At 61.8% G+C, this 21,287-nt stretch carries 18 protein-coding genes; 8 read left to right on the top strand and 10 right to left on the bottom strand.

Going from position 1 to position 21,287, the window contains the following annotated elements:
• Positions 1-20: 20 nt before the first annotated feature.
• The 3 genes from IP85_RS06790 (at position 21) to IP85_RS06780 (ending at position 3,440) form a co-directional block, all read left to right on the top strand.
• Entirely contained in the window at positions 21-1,253 is a 1,233-nt protein-coding gene (locus IP85_RS06790; protein WP_054148906.1) for an aminotransferase class I/II-fold pyridoxal phosphate-dependent enzyme, read from the top strand.
• Between the two features lie 23 nt (positions 1,254-1,276).
• The gene (locus tag IP85_RS06785; RefSeq protein WP_054148905.1) at positions 1,277-2,188 is read left to right on the top strand and encodes a homocysteine S-methyltransferase family protein; all 912 of its coding nucleotides are present in this window, start codon (positions 1,277-1,279) and stop codon (positions 2,186-2,188) included.
• A gap of 256 nt (positions 2,189-2,444) precedes the next feature.
• Positions 2,445-3,440 (top strand): TerC family protein, encoded by a 996-nt coding sequence (locus IP85_RS06780; protein ID WP_054148904.1) that lies wholly within the window; start codon positions 2,445-2,447, stop codon positions 3,438-3,440.
• Positions 3,441-3,614: 174 nt separating this feature from the next.
• On the opposite strand, the gene IP85_RS06775 is transcribed toward IP85_RS06780, so the two are convergent.
• Positions 3,615-3,866 (bottom strand): exodeoxyribonuclease VII small subunit, encoded by a 252-nt coding sequence (locus IP85_RS06775; protein WP_054148903.1) that lies wholly within the window; start codon positions 3,864-3,866, stop codon positions 3,615-3,617.
• 2 nt (positions 3,867-3,868) lie between these two features.
• Positions 3,869-4,804 carry a histone deacetylase family protein gene (locus IP85_RS06770; RefSeq protein WP_054148902.1) on the bottom strand — a complete coding sequence of 312 codons (936 nt, stop codon included), beginning with the start codon at positions 4,802-4,804 and terminating at the stop codon, positions 3,869-3,871.
• A 179-nt stretch (positions 4,805-4,983) separates the two neighbouring features.
• Between IP85_RS06770 and IP85_RS06765 the strand changes: the two genes are divergently transcribed.
• The gene (locus tag IP85_RS06765; protein ID WP_054148901.1) at positions 4,984-5,385 is read left to right on the top strand and encodes a thioesterase family protein; all 402 of its coding nucleotides are present in this window, start codon (positions 4,984-4,986) and stop codon (positions 5,383-5,385) included.
• Between the two features lie 28 nt (positions 5,386-5,413).
• Here IP85_RS06765 and IP85_RS06760 read toward each other — a convergent pair whose 3' ends face one another.
• Positions 5,414-7,138, bottom strand: coding sequence for a PAS domain-containing methyl-accepting chemotaxis protein (locus tag IP85_RS06760; RefSeq protein WP_054148900.1), 1,725 nt, complete (start codon positions 7,136-7,138; stop codon positions 5,414-5,416).
• A gap of 413 nt (positions 7,139-7,551) precedes the next feature.
• On the opposite strand from IP85_RS06760, the gene IP85_RS06755 reads away from it, so the two are divergent.
• From IP85_RS06755 to IP85_RS06745, 3 genes are all read left to right on the top strand, one after another.
• Entirely contained in the window at positions 7,552-8,355 is an 804-nt protein-coding gene (locus IP85_RS06755) for a TlyA family RNA methyltransferase (protein WP_054148899.1), read from the top strand.
• On the top strand, positions 8,352-9,602 hold the full coding sequence (locus tag IP85_RS06750; RefSeq protein ID WP_054148898.1) for a class I SAM-dependent RNA methyltransferase: 1,251 nt from the start codon (positions 8,352-8,354) through the stop codon (positions 9,600-9,602). Before IP85_RS06755 ends, IP85_RS06750 begins: the two co-directional genes overlap by 4 nt.
• A 103-nt stretch (positions 9,603-9,705) precedes the next feature.
• Complete coding sequence (locus IP85_RS06745; RefSeq protein ID WP_054148986.1) at positions 9,706-11,313, top strand: heme peroxidase family protein; 1,608 nt, start codon at positions 9,706-9,708, stop codon at positions 11,311-11,313.
• Here IP85_RS06745 and IP85_RS06740 read toward each other — a convergent pair.
• From IP85_RS06740 to IP85_RS06725, 4 genes are all read right to left on the bottom strand, one after another.
• A complete protein-coding gene (locus tag IP85_RS06740) occupies positions 11,307-11,612 on the bottom strand; it encodes a hypothetical protein (RefSeq protein ID WP_054148897.1) in 306 nt (101 codons plus the stop codon). The genes IP85_RS06745 and IP85_RS06740 overlap by 7 nt on opposite strands.
• A gap of 207 nt (positions 11,613-11,819) precedes the next feature.
• Positions 11,820-13,910 carry a methyl-accepting chemotaxis protein gene (locus IP85_RS06735; RefSeq protein ID WP_153761630.1) on the bottom strand — a complete coding sequence of 697 codons (2,091 nt, stop codon included), beginning with the start codon at positions 13,908-13,910 and terminating at the stop codon, positions 11,820-11,822.
• 183 nt (positions 13,911-14,093) lie between these two features.
• Entirely contained in the window at positions 14,094-14,855 is a 762-nt protein-coding gene (locus tag IP85_RS06730; protein WP_054148896.1) for a crotonase/enoyl-CoA hydratase family protein, read from the bottom strand.
• A gap of 169 nt (positions 14,856-15,024) precedes the next feature.
• Positions 15,025-16,803: an acyl-CoA dehydrogenase gene (locus tag IP85_RS06725; RefSeq protein WP_054148895.1), complete on the bottom strand. Its 1,779-nt coding sequence runs from the start codon at positions 16,801-16,803 to the stop codon at positions 15,025-15,027.
• Positions 16,804-17,206: 403 nt separating this feature from the next.
• Between IP85_RS06725 and IP85_RS06720 the strand changes: the two genes are divergently transcribed.
• Positions 17,207-19,117, top strand: a complete 1,911-nt coding sequence (locus IP85_RS06720; RefSeq protein WP_054148894.1) for a PhoX family phosphatase — start codon at positions 17,207-17,209, stop codon at positions 19,115-19,117.
• 111 nt (positions 19,118-19,228) lie between these two features.
• On the opposite strand, the gene minE is transcribed toward IP85_RS06720, so the two are convergent.
• Genes minE through minC form a run of 3 tightly spaced genes read right to left on the bottom strand, consistent with a single transcriptional unit; the run spans position 19,229 to position 21,101 of the window.
• Positions 19,229-19,489: a cell division topological specificity factor MinE gene (gene minE, locus IP85_RS06715; RefSeq protein WP_006726700.1), complete on the bottom strand. Its 261-nt coding sequence runs from the start codon at positions 19,487-19,489 to the stop codon at positions 19,229-19,231.
• Positions 19,486-20,301, bottom strand: a complete 816-nt coding sequence (gene minD / locus IP85_RS06710) for a septum site-determining protein MinD (protein ID WP_054148893.1) — start codon at positions 20,299-20,301, stop codon at positions 19,486-19,488. Before minD ends, minE begins: the two co-directional genes overlap by 4 nt.
• A gap of 29 nt (positions 20,302-20,330) precedes the next feature.
• On the bottom strand, positions 20,331-21,101 hold the full coding sequence (gene minC, locus IP85_RS06705; protein ID WP_054148892.1) for a septum site-determining protein MinC: 771 nt from the start codon (positions 21,099-21,101) through the stop codon (positions 20,331-20,333).
• Positions 21,102-21,287 lie beyond the last annotated feature (186 nt).

Here is a 21,287-nt window from a genome sequence, read left to right as displayed (position 1 = left end):
CGGCCCGAAAGTAAAATGCCATGACGAAAGCCTTCGTGACCCATCCCCTGCCCGCGTCTGCCGGTCCTGAAACCCGGGCGCTCGATGGCGGCCTGGTGATCGATCCGGCGACCGGGGCGATTGCGCCCAATATCTCGATGTCGGTCAACAATGCGCTGATGCCCGGCGATGGTGCCTTTTCCGCCGATGGCGTCGAGGATCTCGCCGATCTTCCCTATCTCTATGCCCGCTGGACGAACCCCACCGTGCGGCAGCTGGAACAGCGGCTGGCAGCCCTCGAAGGCGCCGAGGAGGCGCTGGCGACGGCAACCGGCATGGCGGCGATCGCCGGGACGCTGTTCACCTTTCTCAAGGCCGGCGACCATCTCGTCGTCTCGGATGTATGTTATGCGGGCGCCGTCGAACTCACCCAAAGGGTGCTGCCGGATTTCGGCATCGAGGTGACACCGGTCAATATGGCAAGGCCAGACCTCGTCGAGGCTGCCATGCGCCCGAATACCCGGCTCGTGCATTGCGAGAGCCCCGTCAATCCGATCCTGCGCATCGTTGATCTCGAAGCGCTGGCGGCCATTGCCCACAGGCATGGGGCGCTGATCTCGGTCGATTCGACCTTTGCCACGCCGGTTGCCACGCGGCCGCTGGCGCTCGGCGTCGATCTCGTCATCCATTCGCTGACCAAGTTCATCAACGGCCATGGCGACGTGCTGGGCGGGGCCGTGATCGGGCGGAAGGAACTGATCGCCCGTATCAGGGGTCGAGCCGGAGTCTATCTCGGGGCGACACTCTCGGCCCAGTCGGCCTGGCTGATCATGCGCGGCATCGACACGCTCTATCCACGCCTGCGCATGGCGTCGGATAGCGCCCTTGTCGTCGCCACCTTCCTGGAAGGGCATCCGCAGGTCGAGCGTGTGATCTACCCGGGCCTAACCTCCCACCCGCAGCATGACCTCGCCAAGCGCCAGATGGATGTGTTCGGCGGCATGATTGCGTTTCGCACGCGCGAGCCGAAAGCCGCCGCAGAGCGGTTGGCGACGCGACTGCGTGTTGCCCACTATGCCTTTTCGCTCGGTCACCAGCGCAGCCTCGTGGTGCTGCTCGATACCGAGGAAATGATGACCTCCACCTTCCGCCTCACCGGCGAGGCCCTCACCGATTACCGCGCCTATGCTGGCGACGGGCTCTTCCGCCTGTCGATCGGCCTCGAGACCACAGTCGATATCATCGCCGATCTCGATCAGGCGCTCACCCCTTGACCGTATCTGACGGAGACCTTTCCATGGCTGACACACTGATCCTCGACGGCGGCATGAGCCGCGAACTCTTGCGGCTTGGCGCGGAGCTGAAGCAGCCGGAGTGGTCGGCGCTGGCGCTGATGAACAGCCCCGAGATCGTGCGCCAAGTGCATGAGGAGTTCATTGCCGCTGGTGCCGATGTCGTCACCACCAATTCCTATGCGCTGGTGCCTTTTCATATCGGCGAAGAGCGGTTCCGCAAGGACGGTCCGGCGCTGATAGCATTGGCGGGTCAACTGGCAAGGGAGGCGGCCGACGGCGCTTGCCGCAAGGTCGTGGTCGCCGGCTCACTGCCGCCGATCTTTGGCTCCTATGAACCAGAGAATTTCGATCCCTCGACGGTGCAGGATTACCTGAAGGTGCTGGTCGAGAACCTTGCCCCTCATGTGGATGTCTGGCTCGGGGAAACGCTCAGCCTGATTGCCGAGGGCGAGGCCGTGCGCAAGGCTATCCAGGCGCAGCCGAAACCGTTCTGGATCTCCTTTACGCTGGGCGACGATGCCGCCCAGATCGCGGGTGGCGAGCCGAAGCTGCGCTCGGGCGAAACCGTACGGGCCGCTGCCGAATGGGCCGCGGGCTCGGGTGCCTCGGCGCTGCTGTTCAACTGTGCAAAGCCCGAAGTGATGAGACGCGCGGTCGAGACGGCGGCTGCGGTGTTTGCCGAAAAGGGTTCGACGCTCAAGATCGGCGTCTACGCCAATGCCTTCGAAAGCGACACCGACGACAAGGCCGCCAATGAGGGGCTGCATGATACCCGTGGTGATCTGACCGGCGACGTCTATTCCCGTTTCGCCTGCGACTGGGCAGACGCGGGTGCGACCATGATCGGCGGCTGCTGCGGGATCGGGGCGGAGCATATTCACAGGGTGGCGGGAGCGCTCAGAGCGAAGGGCTGATTGCCCTTCAGCGCCACGCTCAACAGGCGCCGCTCCAATTGTGGCATTCCTGTGTTTTTTTCTCGGCGGCGCTCTTGAACTCCTGATGGCAGGCCCCATTTGAGCATCTGCGGACCGGGCCCCTCTGACGACGGATTACCCTCGTGATGTCGGACCGCATCGAGCACGCTCGATGCTATGCCCGGACCGGACCTCTCTTCAGCGAGACCGTGCGCGCATTGCATCGAGCCCGGTCAATGCAACAGAGGTCATACAATTGGAACTCCTGCTCATTCTGTTTCTCGGCAAGCCACTCTGGATGTGGTTGCTGTTCATCCTGCTGGTCGTAGCACTTCTTGCCTTCGACCTTGGCGTCCTCAACAAGAAGGACCATGAAATCGGCATCGCCGAAAGTTTGAAGCTTTCGGCCATGTACATCACGCTGGGCGTGCTCTTCTCCGGCTTCATCTACTGGCAGATGGATACGACCGCGACCGCGCAGTATCTGACCGCCTTTGTGGTCGAAAAGACGCTGGCGATGGACAATATCTTCGTCATCGCGCTGATCTTTAGCTTCTTCGCGATCCCGCGCGAATATCAGCACCGCGTGCTGTTCTGGGGCATTCTCGGGGTCATCGTGCTGCGCGGCATCATGATCGGGCTAGGTGCGACGATCGTCGACCAGTATCATTGGGTTCTCTACTTCTTCGCCGGCTTCCTGATCCTGACGGGCGTCAAGATGCTGTTCGTCGCCGACAAGGAGCACAAGATCGAGGACAATGCCCTGATCCGCTTCCTCAAGCGCCGGATGAACGTGACGGAAGAGATCGACGGCCACAACTTCATCGTCAAAAAGCCGGACCCGGTGACGGGCAAGATCAAGCGTTTTGCCACGCCGCTTCTGCTGGCGCTCGTCATGATCGAGATCGCGGACCTGGTGTTCGCCGTCGACTCCGTACCGGCCGTCTTCACGATCACGACCGATCCGTACATCGTCTACACGTCGAACATCTTCGCGATCCTGGGTCTGCGCGCCCTCTATTTCGCGCTGGATGCCATCCTGCACCGCTTCGCCTATCTGAAGTATGCCCTGTCGGTGCTGCTGATGTTCATCGGCTCGAAGATCTTCATCGCCTGGGGCATGGGCTGGGAGAAGTTTCCGCCGGAGTGGTCGCTCGGCATCACCTTCCTCATCCTCGGCGTGGGCGTCGGCTATTCCCTGTGGAAGACCGGTCCTTCGAAGGCCGTGGAAGCCAAGAGCCCGGCCGAGTAAGCCTGAGGTTTCCAGACACCGAACGACGAATGGCCCCGCAAGGGGCCATTCTCATCTCTGGGGGATCGTTTGTCTTCAGAGGCTGGCGGCCATGCAAAAGGCGGCGGATGCACCATCCGCCGCCTCTTGTCTGCAAATCGATACGTCGGCCCGGTGACGCCTCCCGATGACTGCTTACGCGCCGTCGAGCGGCTCGACGGCGGTCGGCTTGCCGGCGCGGTCGAGACGGATCTTTTCGATGCGGTTTTCGGCCGCGGACAAGAGCTGCTCACAATGCTTTTTCAGGAGCTCGCCGCGCTCGTAGATGGCGATGGATTCGTCAAGCGCCACGTCGCCGCGTTCCAGGCGCGCCACGATGCTTTCGAGCTCGGCCACGGCCTTTTCGAAGGAATAGCCGGTGAGATCGGCGGTTACGGCGTCGGACATACTCAACCCTTCATCAGTCTCAAGATGTGCAGGCCCGCCGATTCGGCGAGGCCTTCGAGATCATAGCCGCCTTCGAGCAGGCTGACGACCCGGTTATGGGCGAAACGGTCGGCGACTTCCAGGAGCCTTCCCGTCGCCCAGTCGAAATCCTCGCCGACCAGATTGATCTGTGCCAGGGGATCGCGATGATGGGCGTCGAAGCCGGCGGAGATCAGGATGAAGTCGGGGGAAAAGTCGTTAAGCGCCGGCAGAACGCGGCTCTTGAAGGCTTCGCGGAAATGATCGGAGCCGACATTGGGCGAGAGCGGCGCATTGACGATGTTGCGATGCTTGCCCGTCTCGTCCTTGGCGCCACTGTAGGGATAGAGCGGCATCTGGTGTGTCGAGCAGAACAGAACCGACGGATCGTCCCAGAAGATGTCCTGGGTGCCGTTGCCGTGGTGAACGTCCCAATCGACGATCGCGACGCGCTCCACGCCATAGGTCTTCTGCACATGGCGGGCGGCGATCGCGACCGTGTTGAACAGGCAGAAGCCCATGGCCTTCGACTTTTCGGCATGGTGGCCCGGTGGGCGACCGGCGACGAAGGCGTTGTCGGCCTTGCCGGTCATCACGTCATCGACCGCTGACATCGCCCCGCCGATGGCGGTCAGCGCCACCTGCAGGCTCTTTTGCGAGGCATAGGTGTCGGCTTCGAGCTGGTTGATCTCGCCTTCCTCCTCGGGGATCTGTCGCATGACAGCGAAGAGATGCTCCTCCGGATGGGCGAGTGTCACAGCATCCTCATTGGCCTGAACAGCGTTGATCCGCTCCAGGCGGGCGAAGTTCGGGTGTTCGAGCGCGATGTTGAGCGAACGCAGCCGATCGGCCCGTTCGGGGTGGCCTTCCGGCGTGTTGTGTTCAAGGAAGATCGGGTTCTCATAGAGACGGGTGGCCATGGGCATCCTTCCGGGGTTGCGCAGAAGATAATGCGGCCGCCTGTCATCTTCCACCTCATATCCGGGTTTTACCCAGTCCATGCGGGGCAGCATGCCGGTGTCTGCCGCTCTGAGCGCTTGTGAAGCCAGCCCCTATGCCGTTAGATGCCGCTAACACATGAAAACACCAGGGGAACTGCATGGACGAGACGGAACGGGTGGAGGTGAGCGCGCTGGTTGTCGCCTATCGCGACATTGCTCCGACCGGTGAAATGCAGGCTGCCGCCTATGTCATCCATGCCGAAGAGGCGGTGCGCCACTTCTGGCGCTATCGCCCACCGCTCGAAGACGAGCCGCATTACAGCCCGACCAAGTTCGAGGTCCGCCTGCATCAGCCGCTCAGAGCAGAGGATCAGGTGCGCATGACCGTGCAGGTCGACAAGATCGGCGGCAAATCTGTCGGGTTTGAAGTCGCGATGGAGAAGGACGGACAGACCGTCGCCGAGGTCGACATCACCTGGACTGCCCGGGAGCCGGAGACGGGCGAACCAATCGCCCTGCCCGAAGACATTCGCGACTGGCTCTATCGTTACGTGCCCTGAACAGGGATCAGGCTGGCGGGTATGTTACTCAGGCAGCAGCGCTCTGTCGGCCGCGCAGATGCGAACCAGTTGCTGCTGCCGCAGAGCCCGGCTCGCGCCGGGCGCTACGGCGATTGAGCTTGAAAATGTCGACCAGCGTCTTCATCTTGCCGGCGCCGAGTGCCATGATGTCGCTGGCCGCAGTGATACTCGACACCAGACCAGCATTCTGTTGCGTCGCCTGATCGAGCTGGTTCACCGCATTGTTGATCTCGCTCAGGCTGGATGCCTGCTCATTGGCACCCGTGGCGATGGCATCGACATTGGTGTTGATCTCGTTGACGAATTTCTCAATGCGCTCAAGCGAAGCGCCGGTGGCATTAACCAGCCGAACCCCTTCGGAGACCTCGTTCGTCGAATTGAGAATGAGGGCGGATATCTCGCGCGCCGCCGCAGCCGAGCGCTGTGCCAGTTCGCGAACTTCCTGGGCCACAACGGCGAAGCCCTTGCCGGCATCGCCGGCACGGGCGGCTTCTACACCGGCATTCAGAGCAAGAAGATTGGTCTGGAAGGCGATCTGGTCGATGACGTCGATGATACTGCCGATCTCTTTAGAGGCATTTTCGATACGACCGATTGCCTCGACGGTGGAGCGCACCACCTCTACAGACTGACCAGTTGCCGCACGCGCCTCCTTGACGATCTCGCGCGTGTCGCGGGCCCTTACCGAGGCCTCCTTCACCGTGGCTGTAATCTGTTCCAAAGCGGCGGATGCCTGTTCGAGTGCCGCTGCCTGTTGCTCTGTACGGCGTCCAAGCGACTCGGCGTCACCCTTCAGGCTCTCGCTGTTTTCCGTCAGTGAACCGGTTTCACCAAGCACGCTTTCCAGTGTTTTCTGGAACTCCTCGATTGCCTTGTTGAAGTCATTGCGGAGCCGTTCGAATTCCGGAATGAAGGGATCGTCGATCGTGATGCGAATGTTGCATTCGGAGAGACGGGCGAGACCGGCTGCGATGGCATCCACCGCCTGGACACGCCCCGTCACGTCGATGGCAAACTTCACCACCTTGAAGACCCGACCGTCCTCGTCGAAGATCGGGTTGTAGGATGCCTGGATGTAGAGCTTGCTGCCGTCTTTGCGAATGCGGGTGAACTCGCTCGACTTGAACTCGCCGGCGCGCAGATCCTTCCAGAAAGCATGATATTCGGGCGACCGGGCGTACTCGCCCTCACAAAATATCGCATGGTGCTTGCCCATGATCTCTTCCAGCTTGTACCCGATGGCAGAGAGGAAATTCGGGTTGGCGGTCAGGATCTGTCCGTCCGGCGTGAACTCGATTGTCGCCTGAGCGCGGGAGATAGCGTTCAGTTTGCCGCTGTTTTCCAGTTCTGCCCGCTTCCGCTCGGTGATGTCTGTGGCAAACTTGACGACCTTGTAGGGCTTTCCGCCGCGCATGATCGGATTGTAGGAGGCCTCGATCCAGATCTCTCGGCCGCCCTTGCCGAAACGCTTGTACTGAGCACTGAAGAACTCGCCACGGGAAAGGCGGCTCCAAAATGTCTTGTATTCCGGCGAATTCGCATAGTCTTGCCCGACAAACATGCTGTGATGCTTGCCCACGATTTCTGCCAGTTCATAGCCGACTGTCAGGCAAAAATTCCGATTTGCGCTGAGAATAGTGCCAGTCAGATCAAATTCGATCACGGCCTGTGATCGATCAAGGGCATTGAGAATTGACCTGGATTCATTGCCGAAGAAAGGGAGAAGAGACATGGTTGCACCTCTGCATAACAATTCACTCAGAGTTTAATTCACTCTTCCTATATAAATACTTACTAAAATTTACGATTTATTTTAATCGATCGATGCGTCTATGGTTGTTGAGATCGTGACTTGGCCCCAAAACAAATGAAGCCCCCCGGGCCCGAAACCGGGGGGCTTCTATTCCTGCAGGCCAGAAGGAGGAGGAGGAGGGCCTGCAGTTTTGTGTCGGAGCGCGCTGCTTGGGAGGATCACATCGCGCCAGCCATTGAACATTAGGATAAATTGCTTAAAGCATCTCTAATAAAACCTTGAATGGATCGGCGATCGAAAATCGCAACTCCTCGCCCGCGTCGCTCAAGCGGCAAAAGGCGATCCCGCGAAAAAGACTTGCGCGAAGGCGCATCTCCCCGCATTGACGGGGCATGAAGAAGCTCCCAGAACCCCAGCGCCTCGACCAGCTCCTGGTCGCCCTCGGCCTTTTCGCCAGCCGCTCCCGCTCCCGTGACGCCATTCAGCGTGGCACGGTGAAGGTGGACGGCAAGGTGGTGGCGAAGCCCAGCCTCGTCTTTGCCGCCACGCACCAGTTCGATATCGACGATCCGGCACAGGATTACGTCTCGCGCGCAGCGCTGAAGCTCGACGCCGCACTCGACCATTTCAATCTCTCGCCGGAAGGCTGCCACTGCCTGGATGTCGGCGCCTCCACCGGTGGGTTTACCGAGGTCCTGCTGAAGCGGGGCGCGGCGCATGTGACGGCGATCGATGTCGGCCACGACCAGCTGCATCCGCGACTGGCCAGCGACCCGCGCGTGACCAATCTGGAGGGATTGAATGCGCGTTACCTGGAGCCTGAGGATTACGACGATCAGCCTTTCGACTTTCTCGTCTCCGACGTTTCGTTCATCTCGCTGAAGCTGGCGCTGGCGCCGGCCCTCGATCAGGCCGAGCCGGGCGCGCATTGCCTGCTGCTGGTCAAGCCGCAATTCGAGGCGGGCCGTGAAGCGATCAGCAAGGCTGGGCTTTTGAAAGAACCGGAAACGGCGCCGCTGGTGGCCGCCGAACTGGAGCGCTGGCTGACAGAGGACATGGGCTGGACCAGCCTCGGCCTCATCCCCTCCCCGATCGCCGGTGGCGATGGGAACGAGGAATTCCTGCTCGCCGGCGTCAAGCCTGATGATGCCGAAGATGGCGACGACGATCAGGACGACCAAGAGGACGCAGCATGAGCGCCGACACCGTCACGATTTCAAGCCTCGGCGCCAAAGGCGACGGGGTGGCGCATGGCGCTGATGGTCCCGTGTTTGTGCCCTTCGCCCTGCCCGGCGAAACCGTCTCGGTCGCCAAGGTGAAGAACGAGGGCACGATCATGTCCTTCGCCACCACCTCGCCAGATCGCGTTCAGCCGCCTTGCAAGCATTTCGGTCCTGATGGCGTCGGTGGTGTATGCGGCGGCTGTTCGCTGCAGCATATGGCAAAACCCGCCTACAATGCCTTCAAGCGGCAGATTCTGATCGACGCCCTGAAGTCGAAGGGGATCGAGGCTCCCGTTGGCGAGATCTTCGAGGCGCATCCGCATCAGCGGCGCCGCCTCGTCTTCACCGCTAGGCGGCGTGAGACAGGCCTGGTCATGGGTTTCATGCAGGCGGAGACGCATCATGTCGTGCCGGTCGAGGAATGTCCCATCGCGTCGGACGGGCTGATCTCCCGGCTGGACGCGATCAAGATCATCGCCAATGCCTGTGGTGCCGAGCACTTCCGCGTCACAGTGACCGAGACGACCACCGGCCTCGACATCTCGCTCGACGGTTTGCGTGGCGGGCTCGGCGACCAGGAACGGCGCGCGGTCACCAATGCCGTGATCCGGCTCAAGGACATCGCCCGCGTCTCGGCCAATGGCGAGATCGTCATCGAGCCGCACAAGCCGCTGCTCGATTTCGCCGGCGCCCGCGTCGTGCTGCCGCCGGGTGGCTTCACCCAGGCAACGCATGAGGCGGAAGACCACATGGCGGCGCTTGCCATTGCCCATATCGGCAAGGCCAAGAAGGTTGCGGATCTGTTTGCCGGCGTCGGCACCTTCGCATTGCGGTTCGCCCGCTCATATTCCGTGCTCGCGGTCGAGTCTGACGAGAAGGCGGTAAAATCGCTGGATTTTGCCGCCCGCAACACGCAGGGGCTGAAGCCTGTGAGCGTCGAGCGGCGCGACCTCTTCCGCCGGCCGCTGATGACCTCCGAATTCAAGGGCTTCGACGCCGTCGTCTTCGACCCGCCACGGGCGGGTGCCGAGGTGCAGTGTGCGGAACTGGCGAAAAGCCAGGTGAAGAAGGTGGTCGCGATCAGTTGCAATCCGCTGACGCTTGCCCGGGACCTCTCAATCCTGATCGCTGGCGGCTACCGGGTCGATAAGGTGACACCGATCGATCAGTTCCTCTGGTCACCGCATGTCGAGGCGGTTGCAACGCTCAGCAAGAAATAGGCCGAAATACAGCTTCTGGCTGTATTCGATTTCTTGCGCCACCCCCGATAATCATCTCTGATCACATCATCGAGAAAATGACGTGATCAGAGGGGGAATGACGATGTCTGAAGTCGCAGCCCACGGACATGGCGTTCGTGGCATGAGCCGTGAATCCCTGCTGGCCCTGGCCGGCAATGCCGATCCCGGAAAATTCGGCAAAATGTTTCCGCGGCTTCGGCCACTGCATGCAGAGGATGACGCGCTTTTCGATCTCGCAGAGGCCATGCGGGATAACAATGTCGACACGGGCGACCATCCGAAACTGCCGGCCGGATATACCTATCTTGGTCAGTTCGTCGACCACGACATTACGCTCGACACGACCCCGCTCGACAAGCAGCGCGCCGATCCGCTGGCGACACAGAACTTCCGCACGCCGGCGCTGGACCTCGACTCCCTCTACGGCGACGGGCCGGGCCTGCACCCGTATCTCTATGCCAAGGAGAGTCTCCGCGCCCCACCGGGGCCGAAATTTCTGATCGGCAAGGCGCAGATTTCCGACGCACTTCCCCGACCGGAAGAGGAACCGCCCCGGAAGATCCCAGAGCTCGACAACGACCTACCGCGCAATGCCCATGGCCGCGCACTGATCTTTGACGAGCGCAATGACGAGAACCTGCTGGTGGCGCAGTTTCACCTGCTGATGCTGAAGTTCCACAATGCGGTGGTGGATCATCTCAAGAAGACGACGACCGGCCTCAAGGACCCAGAGCTGTTTAAGGAAGCGCGACGGATCGTGACCTGGCACTATCAATGGATCGTGCTCTTCGATTTCGTCGAACGCCTGACCGAGCCAGGGTTGATCCGCAGGATCAAACATGAGGGCCGGCGCTTCTATCGCTTCGGAAGCCTGCCTTACATGCCGGCCGAGTTCGCAGCCGCCGCCTATCGTCTTGGGCATTCCATGGTCCGGGAAAACTACAGCCACAACGCCGTTTTTCGTCCCGGTGGCCTTGCCGACGGCACACTCGAACTCATGTTCAACTTCACGGGCAAATCCGGTCTGATCGTGGGTGACCTCGCGCCTAAGCCCCCTCCACCATCGCCGCTTGGACCGCATCGCACGCTGCCGTCCAACTGGGCGATCGACTGGCGCCGCTTTTTCGATCTCGAAACCCCTCTCGAAGACAACTTCACGCTCAATCATGCCCGCCGGCTTGACCCGCTGATCGTGTCCGCCCTGCATACACTTCCCGATCATCCCGAAGACATGAGCACCGTGGCTGCGCGGGAGTTCGTCCTGCCGTTTCGCAACCTCAGGCGCGGTTCGCAGATCGGCCTGCCATCCGGTCAGGATGTTGCCCGCGCCATGGGCTTCGAGCCACTCAGCGAGCGGCAGCTTTCGCAAGGGGCCGACGGCGAAGCTGCGGCGCGAAACGGCTTTCACAAGGCGACACCGCTTTGGTACTACATCCTGAAGGAAGCCGAGCAGCTTCATGAGGGATTGAGGCTCGGACCTGTTGGATCAACTATTGTTGCGGAGACGTTCCTCGGCCTTGTGCACGGCGATCAGAATTCCTTCCTCTGGCAGAAATCCAACTGGACGCCGCACCTGCCGGCAAAGACGCCAGGGCATTTCACCATGGCGGATCTGATCACCTTCGTCGATGATATCAATCCGGTCGGCAACGGCGTCGGGGTGGTGCCCGAGGAAAAGCCCGCTCAGTAGGTCAAAAGCGTGCCGGAGCCCGTAACATTCGCGCAACGGCAGCGTCCACCGACGCGGCCGGGATTGGCCGGGCAGGACACCTGCCCACCACCGCCGACGCTACTGGACTGGTCGACAACACAGATATAGCGCTGCGGGCGGACCGGCCGGTTCTGACGCGGGGTATTCTGGCTTTCGCTGATCGCGCCGCTGGTATCATTGACCAGGACAAAGGGGAGCGACGAGCTTGCTGCCGCTTCGGCTGAAGCCGGCGCGGCGATGACAAGCAGGCTGAGTGCGACACAGAACAAACGCAACATGAGAACCTCGGCAAGACTGGTGACAGCTGGACTTTTGCAAATGACGACGACCCGCGGACCGTTCCGGACAAGACCCGAACGGCCTAGGACCACTGTGGTTGCAGAGATTAGAGCCAAACACTGAATACAGGCTGAACCCTCGCACCCAGTAACGAGAAACGGCGCCACAGGGGCGCCGTTTCATTTTGTAGATTATCGATCGCCCGATCAGGCGGCGCGACGCTGGCCGGACGATGCGCCTGCCGAGCGTTCGTCGATACGGAACTGGTTGAGCAGAGCCGTCAGCGCCGCCGCTTCCTGAGCAAGGCCGTGGCTGGCGGCCGTCTGTTCCTCGACCATGGCGGCGTTCTGCTGGGTGCCCTGGTCCATGGTGTTAACAGCCGTGTTGATCTCCTGCAGGCCGGTCGACTGTTCGCGCGAGGCGGTCACGATGGCGTTGACATGGCCATTGATCTCCTGGACCTCGCGAACGATCACGTCGAGCGCCTTGCCGGTCTCGTTGACCAGATCGACGCCGACCTTGACCTGGTCGCCGGAGGCGCTGATCAGGGCCTTGATCTCCTTGGCAGCATTCGCGGACCGCTGGGCAAGTTCGCGGACTTCCTGAGCAACAACGGCAAAGCCCTTGCCGGCTTCACCAGCGCGTGCGGCCTCGACACCGGCATTCAGCGCCAACAGGTTGGTCTGGAAGGCGATCTCGTCGATGACACCGATGATGTTGGAGATCTCGCCCGAAGACTTCTCGATGCCCTGCATGGCACCGACGGCCTTTTCGACGATCTCGCCGGACTTTTCGGCACCGGCACGGGCGCGGGTCACCAGCTGGCCGACTTCCTCGGCACGGCGGGCGCTGTCCTTGACCGTGGTGGTGATTTCCTCAAGTGCTGCTGCCGTTTCTTCGACCGAGGCGGCCTGCTGCTCGGTGCGGCGGGCGAGGTTGTCGGCAGAGGAGCGGATTTCGGCAGCACCACCGTCGATAGCGCGGGCATTGCGGCCGACAGTGGCGAGCGCGTCATGCAGCTTCTCGACGGAGGCATTGAAGTCGACGCGCAGGCGGTCGAGATCACCGGCGAACGGGGTCTCGATGCGCGAGACCAGGTCGCCATTGGCGAGGCGGCCAAGGCCATCGGCCAGCGAATGCACGGCAAACGAGACCTGCTCGGCCTCGCGGGCCCTTGCGGTTTCGCGCTCGCGGCGTTCCTGTTCGGTCATCGAGCGGGTCTCGTCCGCTTCGCGGGCGAGGCGTCCGCGCTCGATGATGTTGTCGCGGAAGACGGCGACGGCTGCGGCCATCTGGCCGATTTCGTCCTTGCGCGCAGTGCCCGGAATTTCAGCTGAGACATCACCACCGGCGAGCTTGCCCATGACGCCAGTCATATCGACAACGGGGCGAACAACGAGGCGCGACAGGAGCGCTGCCAGGATGCCGATCATGGCGACCACGCCGACGAGGGTGGCAACCGCGGCTGCGGTGCGGAACTCGCCGATCGCTGCGAAAGCGAGATCGCGGTCGATCTGCACGCCGAGATACCAGTCTTCGCGCGGCAGGCCCTTGATCGGCAGGAAGGAGACGAGAACATTGGCATCGGCGAAGGTGGTTTCGGTGATGCCGGAGCCAACAGTGGGTGTCTGGTTCGGGAAGGCATCCTTCAACGTCTTGGTGACGAGGTTGCCATCGCGATGAACGAGGATCGTGCCGTCCTGCTTGACGAGGAAGGCCGAACCCTTGCCGCCCATGTCGACCGAGTTGACCATGTTGACGAGCGAGGTCAGCGAGAAGTCGGAAGCCGCCACGCCATAGAGCTTGCCGTCCTTCTTGACGGGAATGGCGGCGCTGATGATCAGATTGCCGGTCGAAGCGTCGGCATAGGGGTCTGTCAGGACCATCTTGTCGGCCTTGACGGCATCCTGGTACCAGGGACGCTTGCGCGGATCGTAACCCTCCGGCAGCGGCTGGTTGGGAACGCTGGTAAAGACGCCCTGCTCGTCGCCGACATAGGTCGACATGAATTCGCGGATCAGGACCGGGTTGTCGAAAGCCGCGATGATGGCGGCCGCATCGGGCGCCTTGGCGGCGGCATTGCCGGCGAGTTCGGTCAGCATGACGCGGGCGCTCAGCCAGTTGGCGATGCTCTGCGAAGCCTGGAGACCGGAGCTATCGATCTCACTCTTGACGGCCGCACTCGTAGCGTTGCGCTGGAGGCTGTCTATGTAGAAGGAGAAACCGGAAAGGGCAGCGACCACCACGAGGGAGGCGACCACCAGGATCTTGGTCATCAGGTTGGAACTGGTCTTCACGATACGGTCCTGCAAAAACTCTTCGCGCAACTTTGGCGCGAGGGCGTCATGGGGCATTGTGTGCTCACGACACCATCATGGTGAGGAGACGGCAAAATCGCCGCCTATCCATGTTTAGCCTGCAGGATTTAATGGGTAATTAAGAAGAACCGAAAGGACTCGTAAGCCCTGCATACGAGCCTTTCATCCGCGTCCCTTCATGAAGGCTTCGAAGGCGGCGCGGGCTTCGGCGCTTTTCAGCTGGGCCACGAAATGCACGAGCTCTTCCTGCATACGGGTGCGGACCTCGTCGGCGCTGCCCTTTACCAGGGCGCGTGCGATCTTCATCGCGGCCGGCGGCTTGGACGCGAGCGAGGACGCGATCTTCAGGGTCTCCGTCTCGACCTGATCCGGCGAGACCACCTTCCAGATGAGACCGGCCTCGCGGGCCTGCTCGGCGGAGAAGCCTTCGCTGGCAGTGAGCATGGCAAACGCGCGCTGGTGGCCCATGACGCGTGGCGCGATCAGGCTGGAGGCGGCTTCCGGGACGAGCGCCAGGTCGACGAAGGGGGTCTTGAACAGGCTGCGATCGGAGGCAACCGTCAGGTCGCAATGCATGTGCAGCGTCGTGCCGATGCCGATTGCCAGGCCATCGACGCCAGAGACGAGCGGCTTGGTGACTTCAGTCAGAGCCTTGAGGAGGCCAAAGGCTGCGGGCTCACCGACGGCGCCGGCCATGGCGAAGCCCAAGAAATCGGCCATGTCATTGCCGGCGGAGAAACAGCCTTCGGTGCCGAGGAAGACGATGGCACGGATCGTGTCGTCCTGCTCGCCCTCCAGCAGACCTGCGGTCAGCTTCTCGTACATGGCTTGCGTGATGGCGTTCTTCTTGTCCGGGCGGTTGAAGCGCAGGACGAGGACGCCCGGATGGGCTTCTGGGCGGGTGATCTGGATGTGGTCGGTCATGGGGGTTCTCCTTCTCTTCTCCCCAGCGGGGAGAAGTGCCGAGCGAATGCGAGGCGATGAGGGGGTCTTGCGAGGCTTCGCCTCCCCCTCATCTCAAGCGCAAAGTATTGCGCTGAGGCCTTCGGCCACCTTCTCCCCGCTGGGGAGAAGAGGACGCGGGGCCAGCGTCTTATGCGAACAATGCCCGCGCCGCTTCCAGGCTCGCCGCACCATTAACGACACGATCCTTGAGAGCCGCCGTCTCGGCGATCAGGTTCTCGGCGGCGAAGCGGCAGAGCGCCAGGCGGTTGTCGCGACCGTGGTCTTCGTCGGCAAGTGCGCCCTTGGCGAGGTAGACGCCGGTCAATGCGAGGCCAAAGAGACGCTGGTAGGGTGTCGCCCCTGCGAGCGCTGCCGACGTGTTGCCTGCGGCCATCTGCGAGAGCAGCCATTCGGTGGTGTCTTCGAGATCCGACAGGCTCGCGTCGAGGCGGGCGGCGGTGTCACCGAAGCCTTCGAGATTCGAGGCGCGCACGGCATTGACCACCTGCTTCAGCTCGGTGATGTAGCCCCTGATATGGTTGCCGTTCGACAGCGGCAGCTTGCGGGTGACGAGGTCGGCAGCCTGGATGCCGTTGGTGCCCTCGTAGATCGGGGCAATACGGCTGTCGCGCCAGTAGCGGGCGGCACCCGTTTCCTCGATGAAGCCCATGCCGCCATGGGTCTGGATGCCGAGCGAGGCGACATCGACGCCGGCATCGGTGGCGAAGGACTTGGCGATCGGAGTGAGCAAGGCTGCGCGCTCGGCCCAATGGCGGGCTTCGTCGCCATCCGCGTGATGGCTCATGTCGGTTGCGTGGGCGCAGACATAGCAGATGGCGCGGGAGCCTTGGGTCAGCGCCTTCATCGTCACCAGCATGCGGGCGACATCGGGATGTTCGATGATCGGCGACATGCCCTGCCCCGTCCAGCCCGGAGCCTTCCCTTGCGTGCGGTCCTTGGCATACTGAACGGCCTTCTGGGTGGCGGCTTCGCAGATAGCGACGCCCTGCATGCCGACGGCGAGGCGGGCATTGTTCATCATCGTGAACATGCAGGCGAGGCCCTTGTTCTCCTCGCCGATCAGCCAGCCGATTGCGCCGGCTTCATCGCCATACTTGCCGTCGCCGTAGATCATCGTGCAGGTCGGCGAGCCGTGGATGCCGAGTTTGTGCTCCAGCGAATGGCAATGAAGGTCGTTGCGGGCGCCGATCGAGCCATCGTCGTTGACCAGATACTTCGGCACGAGGAAAAGCGAGATGCCGCGCGTACCGGCTGGTGCATCGGGAAGACGCGCGAGAACCAGATGGATGATGTTCTCGGTAATCTCGTGTTCGCCCCAGGTGATGTAGATCTTCTGGCCGAAGATGCGGTAGGTGCCGTCGTCGCGGCGCTCGGCGCGGGACTTCATGACGCCGAGATCCGAGCCGGCATGGGGCTCGGTCAGGTTCATCGTGCCGGTCCATTCGCCGGACACCATCTTCGGCAGATACTTCGCCTTCAGCTCCTCAGAGCCGTGGGCGGTGACAGCGTCGACCGCACCCATGGTCAGCGTCGGGCCAAGTGCAAAGCCCATGGAGCCAGAATTCCACATTTCCAAGGCGGCGACATTCAGCATATGGGGGAGCCCCTGCCCGCCGAAATCTTCCGACGCTGTCAGCGAATTCCAGCCACCTTCTGCCCAGGCACGGTAGAGATTGTCCCAGCCATCCGGAACGACGACCTTGCCATCGACCATGCGGGCGCCCTGCTTGTCGCCAATTTCGGCAAGCGGGGCGACTTCGTCACTGGCAAAGCGGCCGGCTTCGGAGAGGATGGCATCAACGAGGTCGTCGCTCAGCTCACCGAGCTTGCCGTCTTCGATGGCCTTGGTGAGGCCAGCGACGTGCTTCAGGGTGAACGCGATCTCTTCTACGGGCGCCTTGTACATGACGTGCTCCTCCATCTGGCGTATGCTTCATGCCACGCCCAGACTCCCACCCAGGAGGCGCGGCTTATTCTCACTTCTGGCTAATTGATTTTTACGTAAACGTCAAATCTTTTGCATGCGACAGGAGGCCTCGTTCCCGGCGCGATGCGGGTGAAAGTCGAGGTGAAGATTGCCGCCGAAACAAAGATGCGTGAGCGGTCGGACGCCTCGCTTCTGGAGAGAACGGCAGTTTTCGGATCAAAGCCAAGATGCACCAATGACTTAAAGCGGCGACCGGCAGGACCTTCGCTGGAATGCCTAAATCAGCACCTTCACAACTATCGGACTGCCCCGATTTCGTCACATCCCTGTTATCTGTCCTGACTAGTCGGAGAGTAGACTTCATCCAAAAGGAGGCTCTGCCATGACCGACACCAACACCAACCATCTGTCCTGGGACGAGTGGGACGAGCTGCACAATCCGCCGCCGGCTGTGACCGACTTCGACCGTGTCGTCGAACGCGCGATCTCGCGCCGTGGTTTCCTCGGCGTGCTGGCCATGGGTTCGGCTGCCGTAGCCATGGGCTCCGTCGGCAACCTGATGAGCTCGACCTCGGCTCAGGCGCAGGAAGCCGCCTCGCGCTTTGCTTTCAAGCCGATCGACATTGCGACCGACAACACCATCCATGTTCCGGAAGGCTACAACTGGAAGCCCCTCGCCCGTTGGGGTGAGCCCCTGTTCTCCACGGCTTCCGACATCGATCCGATGAAGGGTGTGTCGCTAGAGAATTCCGACAAGGTCTTCGGTGAGAACACCGACGGCATGGAGCTGTTCGCCATCGGCAACGCCCAGGTGATCGCGGTCAACCACGAATACGTCAACAACGAAACCAACCTGCCGCACGCGCCGGAAGGCATGCCGCAGTCGCTCGACGACGTGAAGATCCTGCAGAACATGCAGGGCGTCACCGTCATGGAAGTGGCCGAAGGCGAAAATGGCTGGGCGATCGTCGTCGACAGCAAGTTCAACCGCCGCATCCACCACAACACGCCGATGAAGCTTTCGGGTCCGGCTGCCGGCTCCGAGCTCGTCAAGACGGCTGCCGATCCCGCTGGTGTCGACTGTCTCGGGACCTTCAACAACTGCGGCGCTGGCAAGACGCCTTGGGGCACCTACCTCACCTGCGAAGAGAACTTCAACGGCTACTTCGGCTCCACCAATGCCGAGTTCCAAATGCCTGAGGACTTTAAGCGCTACGGCATCGTCGCCGAGACCCGCTATGGCTACGAGAAGTTCGACGAGCGCTTCGACGTTTCAAAGAACCCGAACGAACCGCGCCGCGCCGGCTATATCGTCGAAATCGATCCGTCTGACGCCTCCTCGACGCCGATCAAGCGTACAGCACTTGGCCGCATCAAGCATGAGAACGCCGCCGTCGTGATTGCACGCGATGGTCGCGTGGTCGTCTATATGGGCGACGACGAGCGTGGCGAGTTCCTCTACAAATTCGTCTCCAACGGGATCTATGTCCCGGGTGGCGACACCTCCAAGCTGCTTGATGAAGGCACGCTTTACGTTGCCAAGTTCTCCGACGAAGGTACCGGCGAGTGGCTGGCTCTCACCGAAGAGACCACCGGCATGGAGGCCGACGAAATCGCTGTCTTCACGCGCCAGGCTGCTTCCAAGGTTGGTGCCACCACCATGGACCGTCCGGAATGGGTTGCGGTCAATCCGGTTGCGGTCGAAGCCTATTGCTGCCTCACCAACAACAGCCGTCGCGGCGAAGTCAAGGACGGCAAGCTGCGCACCAATGCCGGCGGCGACGAGATGGCCATCAACGCGGCCAATCCGCGTGAGAAGAACGAATACGGCCAGATCGTCCGCTGGTATCCGGCCAATGACGACCACACGGATTCCGCCTTCAGCTGGGATCTCTTCGCGATGGCCGGCAATCCGGCCGTGCACAAGGACGGCGCCTATGCCGGCTCGTCGAACATCAACGAAGGCAACATGTTCAACTCGCCTGACGGCATGATGTTCGATTCGACCGGTCTCGTCTGGATCCAGACCGACGGCGAGGATTCGAACGAAGGCGATTTCGCTGGCCAGGGCAACAACCAGATGCTTGCCGGCGACCCGGTCACCGGCCGCATCGAGCGTTTCATGACCGGCCCGAAGGGTTCGGAAGTCACGGGCCTCACCTGGTCGGCCGACAAGCGCACCATGTTTGCCGGCATCCAGCATCCCGACGCACCCTTCCCGGATGGCGAAGGCAAGCTGCCGCGCTCGACGATCGTGGCGATCAAACGCGACGACAACGCTCTGGTGGGCTGACGGTTCGGTCGGCAGGGCGGATGTGATCATGCCCTGCCCTCCACCCAAACGAAGAAGGCCGCCGACCGGGATACCGGCGGCGGCCTTTCTCATTCGTGACGACCTGGTCGATCAGGCGGCGAGGCGCTGGGCGTTGCGCGGGATCTCGACGTCGATCTCAAGGATCGAGACGTCTTCGTCGCGGTCCATCTTGATCTGCACCTTGTCGCGGTCGAATTCGACATGCTTGGCGATCACGGCAAGGATTTCCTCGCGCAGGATGGCCACCAGATCGCTTTCGAGCGAGGCGCGCTCATGGGCGAGCAGAACCTGCAGGCGTTCCCGCGCCATCGGTGCGGACCGCTGTTTGCGAAACAGAGAGAAAATGCTCATGCGGCCCTCCGCGCGAAGATCTTGTCGAGGAGACCACGCTTCTCGCCAGGGATGGTGATCGGAACGTTTTCGCCGGCCAGACGACGGGCGGCATCGAAATAGGCCATGGCAGGTGCGCTGCGGGCATCGGCGAGCGTTACCGGAGCGCCGATGTTGGAGGCGCGCAGCACGTCCATGCTTTCCGGGATGATGCCGAGCAGCGGGATCGACAGGATCTCGAGCACGTCATCGACCTTCAGCATGTCGCCACGCTGGGCGCGATTGGCGTCGTAGCGGGTCAGCAGAAGGAACTTCTCCATGCGCTCGCCGCGCTCCGCTTTCAGCGTCTTGGAATCGAGCAGACCGATGATGCGGTCGGAGTCACGTACCGAGGAGACTTCCGGATTGGTGACGACGACGGCCATGTCGGCATGGCGCATGGCAAGCGTTGCACCGCGTTCGATACCGGCGGGGCTGTCGCAGATGATCCAGTCGAAATACTTCTTCAGCTCGTTGATGACCTGCTCGACGCCCTCGGCGGTCAGGTTATCCTTGTCGCGGGTCTGCGAGGCCGGCAGCAGGAACAAGGTTTCCAGCCGCTTGTCGCGGATCAGCGCCTGCGGCAGCTTGGCGTCGCCCTGGATGACATTGACGAGATCGTAGACGACGCGGCGCTCGGCGCCCATCACCAGATCTAGATTGCGAAGGCCTACGTCGAAATCGACGACGACGACTTTTTCATTGCGCTGTGCCAGCGCTGCACCGAGAGCGGCCGTCGAGGTCGTCTTGCCGACCCCGCCCTTGCCGGATGTCACGACTATCACCTTGCCCATGTGGTTCTCCTGTCTGTCCCCGCTCAAGTTCACGTCATTCTCTCTGTCATGATTGCATCCCCCTCCAGCCAAAGCTGAACAGGATGCCCCTTCAATTCTGGATCCATATCGTCGGTCATCGCGTAGACGCCGTCGATCGCAACCAGCTCGGATTCGAACTTACGACAGAAGATCCTTGCGTCGGCATTGCCAACGCATCCGGCGAGCGCTCTGCCGCGCAACGCACCGTAGATGTGGACGGAGCCTCCGGCGATCACTTCGGCGCCCGACTGGACCGAACCGATGACCGTGACATCGCCCTGGGTGTAGATGACCGACTGACCGGAGCGGATGGTCTCGCGCACGATCATCGATGGGGCCGAAACCGGGCTTTGCTGCACCACGACCTGAGGGGCTGCCTGCCCTGCATGCTCGCGTGCGGCCTCTTCCGTACCGGTTGCCTTTTCCGATTCGCCCACCTCGTTGCGCGGCACCTCGTAGTCGGCGGCCGGCTTTCCACCCTTGAGCTGCGGCGGCATGCCCGGCTCGACCAGCGAAGGACGACCGCCCTCGATGCCCATAATCGAGACGTTGCGCGCCGCGAGTTCGGCAATCAGCGCCTTCAATTGCGGACGGTCGATCTCGATCTCGGACACGTCGAGCACGACGGGGCGACCGAGGAAAAACCCGGCCGAGCGGGCCGCGAGGTCGTCGAGCCGGACGAGCCAGTCGTCGAATGGCGGATCCGGCGTCAGGACGACGGCCAGGAAGGATCTACCCTTGATGCGGATGGAGCGAGGTTCGGTTAGCACTTTGGTCATCTATGTAAACAAATCGTTGATGAAAGGAGTAGCGCCGATTTGGTTAACAAATGGTTAACGCGGCGATTTTGCCGTTAGGAAACAGGCGGATCGGGGCTACGAAAAAACCGCCCGCGGCAAAGGCCGGGGCGGCTAGAAATTAACCCTTTCCGGCTCCTTGTGGAAGCCGGATCAGAGGGGTCTGCC

The sequence above is a fragment of the Rhizobium sp. AAP116 genome (assembly GCF_001295785.1).
GTDB lineage: Bacteria > Pseudomonadota > Alphaproteobacteria > Rhizobiales > Rhizobiaceae > Allorhizobium.
This window is presented reverse-complemented; position numbering and strand designations above follow the sequence as displayed.